At 63.2% G+C, this 15,867-nt stretch carries 16 protein-coding genes; 6 read left to right on the top strand and 10 right to left on the bottom strand.

What is annotated here, in order from left to right; translation table 11 throughout:
• Positions 1 to 140 precede the first annotated feature (140 nt).
• Positions 141 to 560, bottom strand: coding sequence for a thioredoxin family protein (locus BN3659_RS03445; protein WP_091534597.1), 420 nt, complete (start codon positions 558 to 560; stop codon positions 141 to 143).
• Complete coding sequence (rlmN, locus tag BN3659_RS03440; protein ID WP_091534646.1) at positions 557 to 1,582, bottom strand: 23S rRNA (adenine(2503)-C(2))-methyltransferase RlmN; 1,026 nt, start codon at positions 1,580 to 1,582, stop codon at positions 557 to 559. Before rlmN ends, BN3659_RS03445 begins: the two co-directional genes overlap by 4 nt.
• A 156-nt stretch (positions 1,583 to 1,738) precedes the next feature.
• On the opposite strand from rlmN, the gene BN3659_RS03435 reads away from it, so the two are divergent.
• The 6 genes from BN3659_RS03435 (at position 1,739) to BN3659_RS03410 (ending at position 8,393) form a co-directional block, all read left to right on the top strand.
• Positions 1,739 to 2,422, top strand: a complete 684-nt coding sequence (locus BN3659_RS03435; RefSeq protein WP_091534596.1) for an energy transducer TonB — start codon at positions 1,739 to 1,741, stop codon at positions 2,420 to 2,422.
• Positions 2,423 to 2,482: 60 nt separating this feature from the next.
• A complete protein-coding gene (hflX, locus tag BN3659_RS03430; protein ID WP_091534594.1) occupies positions 2,483 to 3,685 on the top strand; it encodes a GTPase HflX in 1,203 nt (400 codons plus the stop codon).
• 109 nt (positions 3,686 to 3,794) lie between these two features.
• Positions 3,795 to 4,451 (top strand): uracil phosphoribosyltransferase, encoded by a 657-nt coding sequence (gene upp / locus BN3659_RS03425; RefSeq protein ID WP_091534644.1) that lies wholly within the window; start codon positions 3,795 to 3,797, stop codon positions 4,449 to 4,451.
• Positions 4,452 to 4,644: 193 nt separating this feature from the next.
• A complete protein-coding gene (locus BN3659_RS03420) occupies positions 4,645 to 6,474 on the top strand; it encodes an LTA synthase family protein (RefSeq protein ID WP_091534592.1) in 1,830 nt (609 codons plus the stop codon).
• Positions 6,475 to 6,551: 77 nt separating this feature from the next.
• The gene (locus BN3659_RS03415) at positions 6,552 to 7,478 is read left to right on the top strand and encodes a helix-turn-helix transcriptional regulator (RefSeq protein WP_091534590.1); all 927 of its coding nucleotides are present in this window, start codon (positions 6,552 to 6,554) and stop codon (positions 7,476 to 7,478) included.
• Positions 7,479 to 7,490: 12 nt separating this feature from the next.
• Complete coding sequence (locus BN3659_RS03410; RefSeq protein WP_091534588.1) at positions 7,491 to 8,393, top strand: cation diffusion facilitator family transporter; 903 nt, start codon at positions 7,491 to 7,493, stop codon at positions 8,391 to 8,393.
• A gap of 762 nt (positions 8,394 to 9,155) precedes the next feature.
• On the opposite strand, the gene yidD is transcribed toward BN3659_RS03410, so the two are convergent.
• From yidD to BN3659_RS03365, 8 genes are read right to left on the bottom strand one after another with little or no spacing between them, the layout of a single operon-like run.
• Entirely contained in the window at positions 9,156 to 9,416 is a 261-nt protein-coding gene (gene yidD / locus BN3659_RS03400; RefSeq protein WP_091534585.1) for a membrane protein insertion efficiency factor YidD, read from the bottom strand.
• Positions 9,373 to 9,750: a ribonuclease P protein component gene (locus BN3659_RS03395; RefSeq protein WP_091534584.1), complete on the bottom strand. Its 378-nt coding sequence runs from the start codon at positions 9,748 to 9,750 to the stop codon at positions 9,373 to 9,375. Before BN3659_RS03395 ends, yidD begins: the two co-directional genes overlap by 44 nt.
• Before the next feature lie 5 nt (positions 9,751 to 9,755).
• A complete protein-coding gene (locus BN3659_RS03390) occupies positions 9,756 to 10,619 on the bottom strand; it encodes a uroporphyrinogen-III synthase (protein WP_091534582.1) in 864 nt (287 codons plus the stop codon).
• A 31-nt stretch (positions 10,620 to 10,650) separates the two neighbouring features.
• The gene (locus BN3659_RS03385) at positions 10,651 to 11,502 is read right to left on the bottom strand and encodes a DUF4271 domain-containing protein (RefSeq protein WP_091534575.1); all 852 of its coding nucleotides are present in this window, start codon (positions 11,500 to 11,502) and stop codon (positions 10,651 to 10,653) included.
• Complete coding sequence (locus BN3659_RS03380) at positions 11,502 to 12,677, bottom strand: sensor histidine kinase (RefSeq protein WP_091534573.1); 1,176 nt, start codon at positions 12,675 to 12,677, stop codon at positions 11,502 to 11,504. The genes BN3659_RS03385 and BN3659_RS03380 overlap by 1 nt, the downstream gene beginning before the upstream one ends.
• A 3-nt stretch (positions 12,678 to 12,680) precedes the next feature.
• A complete protein-coding gene (locus tag BN3659_RS03375) occupies positions 12,681 to 14,342 on the bottom strand; it encodes a S41 family peptidase (RefSeq protein ID WP_091534571.1) in 1,662 nt (553 codons plus the stop codon).
• Positions 14,335 to 14,817 carry a hypothetical protein gene (locus tag BN3659_RS03370; RefSeq protein WP_091534569.1) on the bottom strand — a complete coding sequence of 161 codons (483 nt, stop codon included), beginning with the start codon at positions 14,815 to 14,817 and terminating at the stop codon, positions 14,335 to 14,337. The genes BN3659_RS03375 and BN3659_RS03370 overlap by 8 nt, the downstream gene beginning before the upstream one ends.
• Complete coding sequence (locus BN3659_RS03365; RefSeq protein WP_091534568.1) at positions 14,814 to 15,716, bottom strand: 4-hydroxy-3-methylbut-2-enyl diphosphate reductase; 903 nt, start codon at positions 15,714 to 15,716, stop codon at positions 14,814 to 14,816. The genes BN3659_RS03370 and BN3659_RS03365 overlap by 4 nt, the downstream gene beginning before the upstream one ends.
• Between the last annotated feature and the right edge of the window lie 151 nt (positions 15,717 to 15,867).

Below are 15,867 nucleotides of genomic sequence, written 5' to 3'. Positions count from 1 at the left end.
TGCGGCCGCATTCGCGCGCGCTTCGCGCATGATTTCCGCATCGGAAGCGGGGCGTCGGGTCCGCGGATGCGGAATTTCCGGCATACGGCCGGCTCGCCGGCTGTCTTCCGGCGGGGGGGGGACGAAGAAAGGGCGCGCTGCTATTTCTTCGCTCCGGCGCGGGCTGCGATCCGGCTCACGTCGGACATGAACGTCTTGGCGTCCGAAGCGCCCGAGATGCGGCCGAGAAGCTCGCCGTCGGAGGTGAATATCAGGTAGGTGGGAACGGCGGACGCATCGTACTTTTGCATCAGCGCCCTGCCCGTGGGGCGGTCCACGTCGTATTTGACGGGAATGAAGCGCGCGTGCAGGAATTCGGCGACATCGCTGCGCGAGAAGACCTGCTTGTCCATCGCGCGGCAGGGCGGACACCACGACGCATAGAGGTCTACGAAGACCATCTTGCCTTCCCGCACCGCCATTTCGTGTACGGCGTCCGTGGATTCGGTCTCGAAGCGCACCTGCGCTCCGGCGGTCCATGCCGCGAGCGCGAGCAGCAGGGTGAAGATGCTTTTTTTCATGACGGGTTCTCTTTTTCCGTGGTGGAGAGCAAACCGCATGCCGCCTGAATGTCCTCCCCGCGCGAAGCGCGGATCGTCGTCTGGAGGCCCTTGGCCGTCAGCGCGTCGCGGAAGCGGATCATCGCCTCCGGGTCGGGCGAGAAGTAGGGCGAGCCGGGAATCCGGTGGAAGCGGATGAGGTTGATGCGGCATCTGATGCCGTCGAGCAGCCGGCACAACGCGCGGATGTGGCGCGGCGTGTCGTTCATCCCGCTCAGGACGATGTACTCGAACGACACGCGCCGCTGGTGCGAGAAGTCGTAGCGGCGCAGGATGTCCGCCACGTCGGCGATGGGCCATGCCCGTTCGACGGGCATGATCGCGGCCCGCTCCTCCGGAAAGGGGTTGTGGAGGCTCACGGCGAGGTGGACTTTCGTAGTCTCCAGAAAACGGGGCAGCTCGGGCGCGACGCCCGCCGTGGAGAGGGTGATGCGCGTGGGCGACCAAGCGAACCCCCACGGAGCCGTCAGGATTTCGAGCGCGCCGAGCACGTTGTCCGCGTTGTCGAGCGGTTCGCCCATCCCCATGAAGACCAGATTGGTCAGTTTTTCCCGCTCGGGGAGCGAGCCGATCTGGTTGAGGATGTCGTTCGTCGGGAGCGACTGCCGGAGCCCCTGCCGGCCCGTGGCGCAGAAGCGGCAGCCCATGCGGCAGCCGGCCTGCGACGAGACGCAGAGCGTGGCGCGGTCGCCGTCGGGGATGTAGGCCGATTCGACGAAATGACCTCCGCGGGTCCGGAAGAGGTATTTTTTCGTGCCGTCGGTCGAAACGCTGACCCGTTCGGGCGGCGTGAGCCCCGCGGCGTACTCTGCGGCGAGCGAAGCCCGGGCGGCGGCAGGCAGATCGGTCATCTTCTCGATGCAGTCTATGTGTTTGACATACAGCCATCTGGCGATCTGCCGCGCGGCGAAACGGGGCAGACCCGTCCGGGCTGCGAGCGCTTCGAGCTGGGCGAGGTTCATGCCGTAAAGGGGTTTCTGCATGGTCTTGGCGGCTTTCGGTTCGGAGCACAAATGTAGACAAAATATAAAGAATTTTGAGCCGTGTGCATCTATTTTTGATTTTTTCTCTATATATTTGTAGTTGCTTAAAGCGCCCGTAAGAATTGCACCGGATTGAAACAATTAAATTGACGATAGATGGAACTTAAAAAATCACCCAAAGCAGATCTGAAAAACAAGCGGGGGCTCCTGCTCGAAATCGGTCTGGTCGTATCGCTCGGACTCGTGATCGCGGCCTTCGCCTATACGCCGAAGGAGTACCGGATTCAGCAAGTGGAAAATACGGCCCAAGTGGTCGAGGAGGAGATGACCGAGATCACCCGTCAGCCCGAAGAGCCGCCCGCCCCTCCCAAGAAGGTGGAGGTGAAAGTGATTTCGGACATTCTCGACATCGTGAGCAACGACCAGAAAATTTCGACGAATCTGTCCTTCGACGAGTTCGACGAGGACGCTTCGATCGAGCCGATCGTCGAGATGCAGGAGGAGGAGATCGTGGACGACCAGCCGTTTTACAGCGCGGAGGAGATGCCCACGTTCCAAGGCGGCGACATCAACGTGTTCCGCAAATGGGTGCAGGACAACGTGAAATTCCCGCAGATCGCTCTGGAGAACGGCATTCAGGGTACGGTTACGATCGCATTCGTCGTAGAGCGCGACGGTACGCTCACCGTCCTCGAAGTGCTCGCCAGCCCCGACCGTTCGCTTACGGACGAGGCGATTCGGGTGCTCAAGAAATCGCCCAAGTGGAAACCCGGCAAGCAGCGCAATCAGGCGGTGCGCGTGCGATATAACCTGCCCGTGGTATTCAGACTTCAAAATTAGCCGCCTCGAACGAGTACGGTGAGGGTATCCTTTTTGCGGGGATACCCTTACTTTTAGCCGATGGAACAGAATAAGGAAAAGATCGAACGTGCGGACCGCGAATGCGCCGTGCTGGTCGCGGTCGTCCGCGACGGTCAGGACCTCCGGCAGACGGAGGAGTACCTCGACGAACTGGAGTTTCTGGCCGAAACGGCCGGCATCGGGAGCGTGCGCCGTTTCACGCAGCGCTTGCCCCAGCCTTCGGCGCGCATCTACGTCGGTCCGGGCAAACTGGAGGAGATCGCGGCCTATTGCAAGGAGCGGGAGATCGACGCGGTGATTTTCGACGACGAACTTTCGCCGTCGCAGACCCGCAACATCGAACGGGCGATGCCGTGCCGCGTGCTCGACCGCACGCGGCTGATTCTCGACATCTTCCTGTCGCGTGCGCAGACGGCCTATGCCAAGACGCAGGTGCAGCTGGCCAACTACGAGTACATGCTGCCCCGGCTGGCGGGTATGTGGACCCACCTCGAACGGCAGCGCGGCGGCACGGGCACGCGCGGCGGCGCCGGCGAACGCGAGATCGAGACCGACCGCCGCATCGTCCGCAACCGGATCGCGAAGCTCAAGGAGGACTTGCGCAGGATCGACCGTCAGATGGCCGTGCAGCGCTCGAACCGCGGTTCGATGGTGCGCGTGGCGCTCGTGGGCTACACCAACGTGGGAAAGTCGACGCTCATGAACCTCATTGCGAAAAGCGAGGTGTTCGCCGAAAACAAACTCTTCGCCACGCTCGACACGACGGTCCGCAAGGTCGTCTTCGACAACCTGCCGTTCCTGCTGTCGGATACGGTGGGGTTCATCCGCAAGCTGCCCACGGAGCTGATCGAATCGTTCAAATCGACGCTCGACGAGGTGCGCGAGGCCGATCTGCTGGTCCATGTGGTCGACATTTCGCATCCGCAGTTCGAGGATCAGATCGCCGTGGTGAAGCAGACCTTGCAGGAGATCGGTGCGGGCGACAAACCCGTGTATCTGGTCTTCAACAAGGTGGATGCTTATACCTATATTAAGAAAGAGGCCGACGACCTCACGCCGGCCGCGCGGGAGAACCTCTCGCTCGACGATCTGAAGAAGAGCTGGATCGCGCGGGCCAACACTCCCTGCATCTTTCTTTCGGCCAAGGAGCGGATTCAGATCGACAAGTTCCGGTCGGACCTCTACGGCATGGTGCGCGAAATACACGCCGGACGCTATCCGTTCAACAATTTCCTCTATTGAGCCGTTTCGTCAAGCCGAGCGCAGGCGCGGACTTGTGCGGGCTCTGCCGAGGCGGGAACGCAGGATGAAAAACGACCTTTCTTCAAACCGACAAAACCAAGATAACCCTATTATGTTGCACACGCTCAGCCACGAGAACACGATTCTCAACAAATTCATCGCCGAAATCCGCGACAAACGGATCCAGACGGATTCGATGCGCTTCCGCCGCAACCTCGAACGCATCGGCGAAATCACGGCCTACGAGATTTCGAAGACGTTGGAATATGTCCCCAAAGCCGTGGAGACGCCGCTGGGCGAGGCTTCGGTGGAGATGATCGCGGACAAGGTCGTGGTGGCGACGATCCTGCGTGCGGGATTGCCGTTCCATCAGGGATTCCTCAACTATTTCGACGATTCGGAGAACGCTTTCGTCTCGGCCTACCGCAAGAGTACGAAGGACGGAAAGTTCAAGGTGAAGGTCGAATACATTTCGTGCGGCGAGCTCGAAGACAAGGTGCTGCTGCTGGTCGATCCGATGCTGGCGACGGGTTCGTCGCTCGTGCTGGCCTACAATGCGCTCGTCGAGCGGGGCGGACAGCCCAAGCACACCCACGTGGCGGCCATCATCGCCAGCGAACAGGGGGTCGATTACGTGGAGCAGAACATGCCCCGTCAGACGACGACCGTCTGGGCATCGGCCGTGGACGAGGAGCTGACGTCGCGGATGTATATCGTCCCGGGTATCGGCGACGCAGGCGATCTGGCCTACGGTGCGAAGCTCTGAACCCGCCGGCTTCGGTCGGGGCACCTGCGGCCGAGGCGGTGGGCGGAGCCGGATCCGGCGGACGAAGTGCCGGCCGGTGAGCGGAAAAGAGACCCTGCGCATGACGAACCGGATGCGCCGGAGTGCGGCGACGGTCGGGCGAGGGGGAGGAGGAGAAATTAGGGGGTTGCGGCCGTGCAGCCCGAGGAATGAGATGAAAAAAAGACTGACGTTTCTATTGGCGGTGTATGCGGCGACCGTGGCGTTCATGGCCGTGCAGAAACCCGTGTTTCTGTGGTTCCACGCCTCGGAGGCCGCGGCGGCTTCGGCGGGCGATTGGTGGCGGGTGATCGCGCACGGACTGTCGCTCGATCTGACCGTGGCGGGCTACATCGCGGCGATCCCGTGGCTCCTTACGCTGACCTCGTTGTGGGTGCCGTTGCGCGAGGCGGTCTGGCGCCGTGTGTTCGACGTCTATTTCGTGCTCATCGCGCTGTTCTCGGCGGCGGTCTTTGCGGTCGATCTGGCGCTTTACGGCTACTGGGGCTTCCGCATCGACGGGACGATCCTGATCTATCTGGCCGACCCGCGCGAGGCGATGGCCAGCGTCGGGCTCTGGGAAGGGGTGCGGCAGACGGCGATCTTCGCGGCCTATGCCGCCCTGATGATCTGGGGCTACCGGCGGATCGTGCGGCGGTTCTCGGGCGAACGGGTGCGCCGGCGTCTGCCGTGGACGGGGGTGCTCGCGGTGCTGGGGGGGGTGCTCTTCGTGGCGATTCGCGGGGGCCTCACGGTGGCGACGGCCAACGTATCGAAGGTCTATTTCAGCGCGGACATGTTTCTGAATCACGCCGCCACCAATCCGCTTTTCTCGTTGCTTTCGACGCTGGGCGACAACGAGGATTACGCCGCCGCGTATCCCTTTTTCGACGAATCCGAGCGTGCGGCGCGGTTCGAGGCGCTGCGCGGCGACCGCTCCTCCGGAGCCGACACGGTGAGGCTGCTGCGCACGCCGCGTCCCAACGTGGTGCTGGTGCTGCTGGAGAGCTTCGGCCGCACGGTGATGGATGCCGAGGTCGGGGGCGAGGCGGTGATGCCCAACATGCAGCGGTTCAGACGCGAGGGCGTGTGGTTCGAAAACTTCTTCGCCAACTCGTTCCGCACCGACCGCGGCGAAGTGGCCGTGATGAACGGATTTCCGGCGCAGACGCGCATGTCCGTCATGAAGCTGCCGGCCAAGAGCCGCACGCTGCCCTCCATCGCCCGCTCGCTCGGACGCGAAGGCTATGCCACGAGTTTCGCCTACGGCGGCGATCTGAATTTTACGAATCAGGCATCGTATATGTATGCTACCGGCTGGCAGAACCTCACGTGGCAGAAAGACCTGCACTTCGACGCTCCGACGTCGAAATGGGGCTATGCCGACGATGTGATGACCGAGTGGTTCGCGGACGAAGTGCTGCGCCTGAGCGAACGGGGACGGCCGTTCCTCGCGGGACTTCTGACGCTCAGCAGCCACGAACCGTTCGACGTGCCCTATGCGAAATTCGACGACAAGGTGCTCAACGCCATGGCCTTCGCCGACGAATGCGTGGGCCGCATGATCGACCGCTGGAAGGCGTCGCCCGCGTGGCGCGATATGCTGGTGATCCTCGTGGCCGACCATTCGTATCCCTATCCCTACGGCATCGCCTACAACACGGTGCTGCGCCACCGCATCCCGATGATCTGGCTCGGCGGAGCGCTCGCCGGGGGGCCGCTCGTCGTGGACGTCTATGCTTCGCAGATCGATCTGGCGGCGACGCTGCTGGCGCAGATGGGCGTCGATCACTCCGATTTCGCGTACAGCAAGGACATCTTCGACCCCGCGCTGCCGAAGTTCGGCTACTATACGTTCAACGACGGCTTCGGCGTGGTGGACGCCGCGGGCGCGGCGATCTGGGATTGCACCTCCTCCGCGGCGCTCGAAGCCTCGAATCCCGCGCTGCTGGACGTGGGCCGCACGCTGCTCCAGACGACCTATGCCGATATCGGAAACCGCTGATGAAATAGCCTGTTTTAGGTATTGCCGAACGTCGGATATTTCCGTAATTTTGCAAAAATTAAACGGAGTGTAAGCCTATGTACGGTAAATTGGGCGGTTACACCGGCGAGGACCGGATGTGCGATCTGGTGTGCGACAAGTATTTCGTGTTGCAGGTCATGAGCCGTTTCGGCATCGCGCTGGGGTTCGGCGACAAGAGCATCGCCGAAGTTTGTGCCGCGAGCGGGGTCGATACGGATACGTTTCTCGCGGTGGTGAATCTGCTCGTGGAGAAGGCCGATCCCGAGACGCTCGCCGAGAATGTTTCGGTGCGGGCGCTGACGGACTATCTCCACAACTCGCACGGTTACTTCCTCGACTTCCGCCTGCCTTCGATCCGCCGCAAGCTGATCGAGGCCGTGGATTGCAGCCACAGCGACGTGTCGTTCGCCATCATGCGCTTTTTCGACGAGTACGTGGCCGAGGTCCACAAGCACATGGATTACGAGGAGAAGAACGTTTTTCCCTATGTCGAAGCGCTGCTCGCCGGCGAGCCGACCAGCTATTCGATCGACACGTTCCGGCGCCATCACGATCAGGTCGAAGCCAAGCTGCGCGAGCTGAAGAACATCATCATCAAATACTACCCTTCGGGCGGCACGAATGCGCTGAACGGCGTGTTGTTCGACATCTTCACCTGCGAGAAGGAGCTCGCGTCGCACAATGCCGTGGAGGACGAAATCTTCATCCCGGCCGTCGAACGGCTCGTGGCCGACGGCGTGCCGCAACCCAAACAGGAGGCGCTGAGCGCCCGCGAGAAGGAGATCATCGTCTGCATCGTGAAGGGAATGACCAACAAACAGATCGCCGACGCGCTCTGCATCTCGGCCCACACGGTCATCACCCATCGGCGCAACATCGTTGCGAAACTACAGATCCATTCGGCTGCGGGACTGACGATCTATGCGATCGTCAACAAGCTCGTCGAACTTTCGGAGATCAAGGATTCGATCATGGACATTTAACGAACGACCATCATGGCACACGAACATCACCACCATCACCACCACGAACGGCGAATCACCTCGCTCAACACGGCCTTCATCGCGGGCATCGTGCTCAACGTCCTCTTCGTCGCCGTCGAGGCGGGGATGGGGCTCTGCTACAATTCGATGGGGCTGCTCTCCGATGCGGGCCACAATCTGAGCGACGTCGCCGGTCTGCTGCTGGCGATGCTCGCGTTCCGTCTGGCGCAGGCGAGGGCGACCGCACGCTACACCTACGGGTACAAGAAGAGCACCGTGCTCATTTCGCTGCTCAACTCGGTGATCCTGCTGGTCGCCGTGGGGGTCATCGTGGCCGAAAGCGTCGGCCGGATGCTCCATCCGGCACCGGTCGAGGGCCCGGCGATCGCATGGACGGCCGGCGTGGGCGTGCTCATCAACGGATTCACGGCATGGCTCTTCCTGAAGGACAAGGACCGCGATCTGAATGTGAAGGGAGCCTATCTGCATATGGCCGCCGATGCGCTGGTGTCGGTGGGCGTCGTGGTGTCGGGCGTGGTGATTTCGCTGACGGGCTGGACGATCGTCGACCCGATCGTGGGACTCGCCGTCGCGGCGGTCATCGTCGTGTCGGTCTGGTCGCTCACGCGCGACAGCCTGCGTCTGTCGCTCGACGGCGTGCCTGCGGGCATCGACCCCGGCGAGGTGGCCGAAGCCATGCGGAAGGTCGAGGGCGTCGCGGCCGTACACCACATTCACATCTGGGCGATCAGTACGACCGAAAACGCGCTGACGGCCCATGTGGTGATGCGGGACGTGGCCGACCTCTGTGCAGTCAAGCAGGCGCTCAAGGAACGCCTGCGCGGGCTGGGGATCGCCCATGCGACGCTCGAAGCGGAGTCGTCCGCCGAGCGGTGCTGCGACCTGCACGACTGACGGGGCGGGGACGATCCGCCGGAGGGAGCTCGCCGCTTTGGCAGCGACGGGCCGCATGATTTTTTCGGGTGATTTTCGTCGCCGATTCACAGCCCTTGCCGGCTGAGCGGAAATGGTGCCGCTTTGCCGCTGCAAGGGCTGTTCGATCTGCGTGCGGTTCTTCGGACCCGTGCGAAGAGCGTTCCGCTCTTGTGCCGCTGAGGACGTCGCGTCTCTGACGGGGCGAAACGATCGGCCCTTCGGCGCCGGCCGAGGGAGGATGCGGGCCCTCTTTCCGGGTGCGGGGCGGCCGTTCGATCCGATGATCCCCGCCCGCACGATAGCCGCCGGTCTCGGCGGGCGGTCGGCGGGCGGTCGGCGGGCCCCAGCCGCGCGGCGCCGGACGGCCGGCGCCGCGGCGGCTGGGGCTTTCCCGGCGTTCGTCTGCTTGCGGGGCGCTTTCCGGCGGAGCGGAGAGAGACGTGCGACGTTTTTCACGGCTTCGGGTGTATAGGGCAGGCCGTATCCTGCGGTGCACTCCCTGCGAAGAGGACGGACCTCGGCCGCCGGAGGATAGGGTCGGTTCGGCTCCGAGGAGCCGTCCTACGGAGAGCGGCGGAGATAGGGCCGGGCGCAGAAACAGAAGAATCATTCGGCCGGACGAGAGCCGCTGAAGCGAGGCAGCAGGCGGTGGAGCCGCTTGTGCGGGCGGTTTGTGTGCGTTCGCGGTCCGGCGCAGGGGTCCGGGCGGCGGATGCGCCGGAGCTGCCCGGCGGGGATCTTTTACGGTACGGGGTCGTAGCCCGAGCCGCCCCACGGATGGCAGCGCATGAGGCGCCGGAGCGTGAGCCACGAGCCCTTGAGCGGACCGTGTTTGCGCAAGGCTTCCGCAGCGTATTGCGAACAGGTGGGAGTGAAGCGGCACGAGGGCGGCGTGAGGGGCGAGATGCAGTATTGGTAGCACTTCACGACGGCCAGAAGCGGCAGGGCCGCGATGAACTTACAGCTGCGCAGACACCTGTTCCAGAATCCGCCGGAGGGCATGTTCGATGGTTTTGTAGGAGAGGAGCTCTTTCGAGGAGTAGATCAGCGCCATGTCGATGTTCGCGGCAGCGGTTGCGGCCGGAGTATGCAGGATTTGCTTGCGGAGCCGGTAGGCTTCCTTGGTGCGGCGGCGCAGCAGATTGCGTTTGTTGGCGCGCTTGTGGAATTTCTTGGGGACGCTGAAGAGCACTTCGACCGACGTCTCGGTGTCGGGTTCGGCATACCAGACATAACGGAACGGAAAGACGAAACCGCTCTGGCCGCTGTCGAACAGACGGCGGATGGCTCCGAGCGAGCGGAGCCGTTCGTTGCGGGGCAGTCCGTTGCGGGGCATGGGGCTCAGCGTTTGGAGACCGTCGTCGAGCGCCGCGTGCGGGTCTTCTTCGCCAGACGGCTCTCCTGTGCGCGGATGAACTCCTCCTTGCGGGGGTCGGTCGCCACCGCGACGTCGCCAATCTCCTCGCCGGCTTCGGTCTTGGTGATGAAGATGTCGACGGCTTTGACCATGGACGGCGCTTCGGGCGTCGGTGCGGCGGCTTTGACCGTGAGACCTGCGTCGATCGCCGCGCGGAGCGTCCCTTCGCCGAAAACGCCCACGGCGGGCAGATGCTCGGTGCCGAACTTCCCGACGAGCGTTTTGACGTCCGAAGGAGAGTAGAGCGCCAGCAGGTCGTAGGAGGCGAGGTGCACGTCGTCGAGATCGGCGGCCACCGTGCGAGCGAGGATCACCGGATCGAACGACAGCTTGAGCTTGGCGAGCGTCTCGGGCAGCTCGGGTTTGTGGGGTTCGCTCAGGGCCAGCAGGAACTTCTCCTCCTTGTGCTTGACGATCAGCTCCATGAGCGAGGTGAACGAACCGTCGCCGAACGAGATCTTCCGTTTGCGGTAGACGATGTATTTCTGAAGGTAGAGAGCCACCGCCTCGGTCTGGCAGATGTATTTCATGGTTTCGGGCACGGTGATGCGGGCTTCCTCCGCGATGTGGAAGAAACTGTCCACCGTGGTGCGCGAAGTGAAGATCACGGCCGTGTGGGTGAGAATCTCCACCCGCTGGCTGCGGAACTCCTTGAGGGAGACGCCTACCACGCGGATGAACGGTTTGTAGTCGATTTCCACCTTGTGTTTCGCGGCGAGATCGTAGAAGGGAGATTTTTCGATGATTGCAGGCCGCGGCTGCGAAACCAGAATTTTATGGACTTTCAATGCTAACCGATTTTTGGATGATGCGTTATCTCTATCGTCTTGCGATCAGCAGCCAAAGCAGGCTGACCGGAAACAATTCGACGATGCAAAGGTACAAAATCCAATGGAAAATCGAAACTTTTTTGGCGGCAAAGAGTGCCGAAGACTCTTTTAGGAACAAAAATAGGACGATTGCCGTCTCTGCCAGAATGACGTAAATCCACGTTGCGCCGCTGCCGACGGGGGTCAGGGCATAGCACAGCAGGGCGGGCGGCAGCAGGATCGAGTAGAGTGCCAGCGAAGTGCGTTTCACGCCGTTCAGCTCCGCGATGAATTCCTGCTGGAGCGTAACGGCCCCGGCCAGCCTCAGCATGCCCGTTTGCAGAAGCAGGATGGCGGCGAACGCCGCGGAGACGGCGAGGCTCAGGGCGAGCTGCGGCACCGGGGCTGCGAAGGCGATCGGAGCGGCGAGCCGCATGCAGAGGATGCCGGCGAAGAGAACTCCCACGACGACCGCGAGGTTCAGGAAAGGGACGTAGTTGCTGCCTCCGCGAAGGTCGGGCGTGCGGTGGGGCGTCGCCGTACCCGACGTGGCGCGCATGAAGAGCGTGTAGACGTTGCCGAGGTGATTCGACAGCAGCAGGACGTAGAACACGCCGAGCAGAAGCAGAAACGCCTGCAAGGCCGTGTCGGCCGCAGGGGTAGCGCCCGGGACGGGCAGCGGCGCCCCGGGCACGGGGTACGATTCCGGACCGTAGAGGTCGGCGGCGGTCGCGGCGGGAAGCGCCTGCCGCACGGAGTCGGCGGCTGCGAGGGGCTCGAAACGGGCTCCCTGCACGAAGAGCCGTTCGACGGCCCGTCCGAGCGAGTCGTTTCCGAGAAGCGTATCGGCTGCGGGAGTCATCAGTCGAAGAGTCTTTTGAGCGTGATCCGGATGGTCGTTCCCTTGCCGATCTCGGAATCGACGACGGCGATCCGGCCGTCGTGGTACTCTTCGACGATGCGGCGCGAGAGCGAAAGTCCGAGCCCCCAGCCGCGGGTCTTGGTCGTGAAGCCGGGTTCGAAAATGCGTTTCCAGTTCCCCTTGGGAATGCCCTTGCCCGTGTCCTTCACGTCGACCATCACGTGTTTGTCGTCCGACGAAATGTGCACGTCGATGGCTCCGTGGCCCTGCAATGCGTCGAGCGAGTTCTTCATCAGATTCTCCACCACCCATTCGAACAGCGCGGTGTTGATCGAGGCGCGGACCGGGGCGATGGCCAGTCCGTTGTAGTCGAGCGTTACGTTGCGCGGGATGCGTTTGCGGAAGTACATGACCGACTCGCCCACCACTTCGTTGATGTTCGCAGGGGTGAGGGGCGTCTCGGAGCCGATCTTCGAGAAGCGGTCCACGATCTTCATCAGGTGCGCGAGATCTTTCTGCATCTCGTTCACGGCGTCGGGGTCCACCTCCTGCGCGCGCAGGTATTCGACCCACCCCAGCAGCGAGGAGGTCGGGGTGCCGAGCTGGTGGGCGGTCTCCTTGGCCAGTCCGATCCAGACGCGGTTCTGTTCGTCGTGCTTGGCCGAGCGGAAGGCTACGAAGCCCAGCAGGATGAAGGCCGTGATGACCAGCAGCTGCACATAGGGGAAATAGTAGAGCGACTTGAGCAGGGCCGAGCGCCCGTAGAAGATGATGTGGTAATGGTTCTTCGACCACCAGAACTGCACGGGGATGGGGGTGTTTTCGGCCGTGAGCCGTTCGATCGCACGGCGCAGCCGGTCGGGGTGGTCGATCACCTTTTCGGGAATCAGATGGTAGCGGATCACTTCGAGATTCTCGTTGGTCATGATGAACGGAATGTTGTTGCCGTTGCTCATGATGTCCGCCACGAGCGGGTCCTCCATCGCGCCGCCCATCACGTCGCGGTTGACCCGCTCCATGGCGTGGGCCCACAGCGACACGTCGTGCTGCTCCTTCTCGCGCAGCCGGCGGGCCATGTTGTTGGTGTAGAGCAGCGACAATGTGCCCAGCAGGATGCCGACCGCGATCAGCAGCATCCGGTTGCGGAACGAGAATATGTCGCGCCTCCATTTCATCCGCTATTTCCGTTGGGTGTCCTGCGAGGTTACGATCCGCGCATACTCTTCGGGGTTGTCGAGGATCGCCACGGCCCGGCGGATCTCGGGATCGTCCGCGAGGTTGTGTTCGATGACGCCCGCGGCATAATGATGGCGCAGGACGATGTCGTTCTCGATCATTTCGACGATCTCGTTGCGGTAGGTTTCGAGATTGGTCTGCGTGTCGTCCCGGAGCTGGCCTTCCAGCGCCTCGACCTCGTCGGCGATCGCGCCGTAGCGGTCGTTCTCGGCGGCCTTGCGCAGTGCTTCGAGCGCCCGCCGCGTCTCCGATTCGTAGGGGACCTCCTTGTCGGCCATGAAGCGCACGAACTCCTCGTAGTCGGCATCCGTGAGCGCGAACGTGCGGCTGTCGACCCGTTTGTCGGGACGGGTCTGCATGTAGCGGTCGCCGAAGTCCTCGATGAATCCCATGAGGTAGAGCGTTACGGCGAAACGGCTGCTGTATTCCGGTTCCATGCGCACGTCGGGCATGATGCCTCCGCCGTCGTAGACCTTGCGGCCTCCGCGGGTGGCGTATTCGCGGATCAGCGAGTCGGGCACCTCCCGCACGGAGCCCTCCTGCGCACGGGAGTAGTCGACGGCCTGTATGCAGCGCCCCGAGGGGATGTAGTATTTAGCCGTGGTGAGCTTCAGATAGGCGTTGTAGCCCAGCGGACGGGTGGTCTGCACGAGCCCCTTGCCGAAGCTCCGCTGCCCGATCACGACCGCACGGTCGAGGTCCTGCAACGCCCCGGCCACGATCTCGGCGGCCGAGGCGGTGTTGCCGTTGACCAAGACGGCCAGCGGCAGATCGGGCAGGATCGGTTCCGAGGACGTGCGGAACGATTTGCCTTCGGTCCGCCCTTTGGTCGTAACCACTTCGGTGCCCTTGGGTACGAACATCGAGAGGATTTTCACGGCCTCCTGCAAGATGCCTCCGCCGTTGCCGCGGTAGTCGAGCACGAGGCCCCGCAGGTCGCCCTCGCGGCGCAGACGGTCGATCGCGGAGCGCATGTCGTCGTAACACCCCTCCGTGAAGTCGCTGTGCTGGATGTAGCCGATCCCCTCGGCCGCCCAGCCGGCGTAGGGCACGCCCGGAATGGCGATCCGCTCGCGGCGCAGGGTCAGCGTCTCGTGCCGGCCGCCGAGGAGGCGTTCGACCGTGATCCGGAAGGTCGTGCCCGGGGCGCCCCTCATTCGTTTCGAGACCTCCTCGGTCGTGAAGCCCTTGGCGTCTTCTCCGTCGATGGCGAGGATCTTGTCGCCGATGCGCAGTCCCGCCTTGTCGGCCGGAGAGTCCTTGTAGGGTTGTGCGAAGATCACGTAGTCGCCCTTCTTGCGGATGAGCGAGCCCACGCCGCCGTATTTGCCGGTGGTCATCACGTCGAAGTCGCTCATCTCGGCTTCGGAGAGGTATTCGGTGTAGGGGTCGAGGTGGCTGACCATGCCCTGAGCCGCTCCTTCGAGCAGTTTGTCGGGGTCCACTTCGTCTACGAAATAGAGCGACAGTTCGCGCATCATGTTGACGGCGATCTCCATCGTGCGGCCCAGCCCGAAATCGTCGCGTTTGCCGAAGGTGAAGAGCAGCGCGGCTCCGGCGATCGCTGCGGCCGCACAGCATTTGAGGATTCCTGTTCTATTCATTGTCTTGCAGTATGGCCGATTTGAGTGTGTATTCCATGCGTGCCACGACCTTGCGCGGCCCTTCCAGTTCGATCCGCCGTCCGTTCTGCGACAGGCGGATCCGGTCGTCGAACCGCAGGCGGAGCCGGCGCACGAAACTTTCGGCGCGGAAGAACCGCACGCCGTCCTTCTCGCCGGCGGGCAGGAAGCCCATGCTGCGGAAGGCCGCGTCGATCTGCTGCCGGTGGCGCTCCGCGTCGCCTTCGATGCCGACGGTCGTGTAGCCCGCACGGGGATAGACGGCCGAGAGCAGCACGAGGGCGCCGATGAGGAACCATCCGCGCGGCGTGAAGAGGAGCAGCCGCCATAGATCGGCTGTCGAGCCGGCCGCCGTGCCCGTGGCGAGAAGCGCGGCGGCGATCGCTGCGGTCAGCAGGCAGAGGCTAACGAAATATTTTACGGAACGGGTAAGGTACTTCATGTCGGTCGCGTTCATCGGTTTCGTAACGGAAGCTCCGTCGGTTTATTGTCTTCGGAGTATCGGTCGCGGATGGCGTCCGCCACCTGCCGCATCAGCCATTTGGGGGTGGAAGTCGCACCGCAGATGCCCACGGACGCCGCGCCGCGGAACCATGCGGGGTCGAGTTCCGCCGGCTCCTCGATCTGGCGGGTCGCGGGGTTGGCCGCACGGCATACCTCGAAGAGTACCTTGCCGTTCGACGATTTGCGACCGCAGACGAAGACGACCGTGTCGAAGCGGCGGGCGAATTCGGCGAGGTGCTGTTCGCGGTTCGAAACCTGACGGCAGATCGTGTCTTCGATCACCACGTGCGAGGGATCGGCGGCACGGCGGCGCATCTCGCCGCTCAGCCGCTCGAAGAGGGCGATGCTCTGCGTGGTCTGCGAGAGAAAATAGATCGGTCGCGCGAAGTCGATCAGCCGCAGATCCTCCTCTCCCTCGACGACGATCGTCGGATCGGCGACCTGACCGGCGAGGCCCGCCACTTCGGCGTGGCCCCGCTTGCCGAGGATCACCACCTGACCGCCTGCGGCCCGCATCCGCTCGTGCGCCTGTTTCACGCGGCGCTGGAGCCGCGCCACCACGGGGCACGTGGCGTCGATCACGTCGATGCCCAGTTCGGCGGCCCGTGCGAAGGTCGAGGGGGGCTCGCCGTGGGCGCGGATGAAGAGCCGCCGGCCGCCGAGCCGTTCCATGTCGCCGTGCGCGACGGTGTGCAGCCCGGCCCGTTCGAGCCGCTGCACTTCGATCCGGTTGTGGACGATGTCGCCGAGCGAATAGACCGTCGCTCCGTCGGCGAGCGCCCGTTCGGCTTCGGTGATCGCCCGCACGACCCCGAAACAGAATCCCGATTTGTCGTCGATTTCGATCCGCATGCGTGTGTCTGTTTTTACGTAATTATTCGATCGCATTCTTCCGGAATGTCCGCGGACGCCGTCTCCCGGACGGTTCGGCCGCTCCCACCCTTCTTTCTTGCAGCCGGCCGAAATGGGCGCCGTTCGCATGCCGCTGCCCGGTCGGCCGGTT

This window comes from Alistipes sp. CHKCI003 (assembly GCF_900021155.1).
GTDB lineage: Bacteria > Bacteroidota > Bacteroidia > Bacteroidales > Rikenellaceae > Alistipes > Alistipes excrementavium.
Note: the sequence above shows the minus strand (reverse complement) of the source record. Positions and strands in the feature narration are given on the sequence as shown.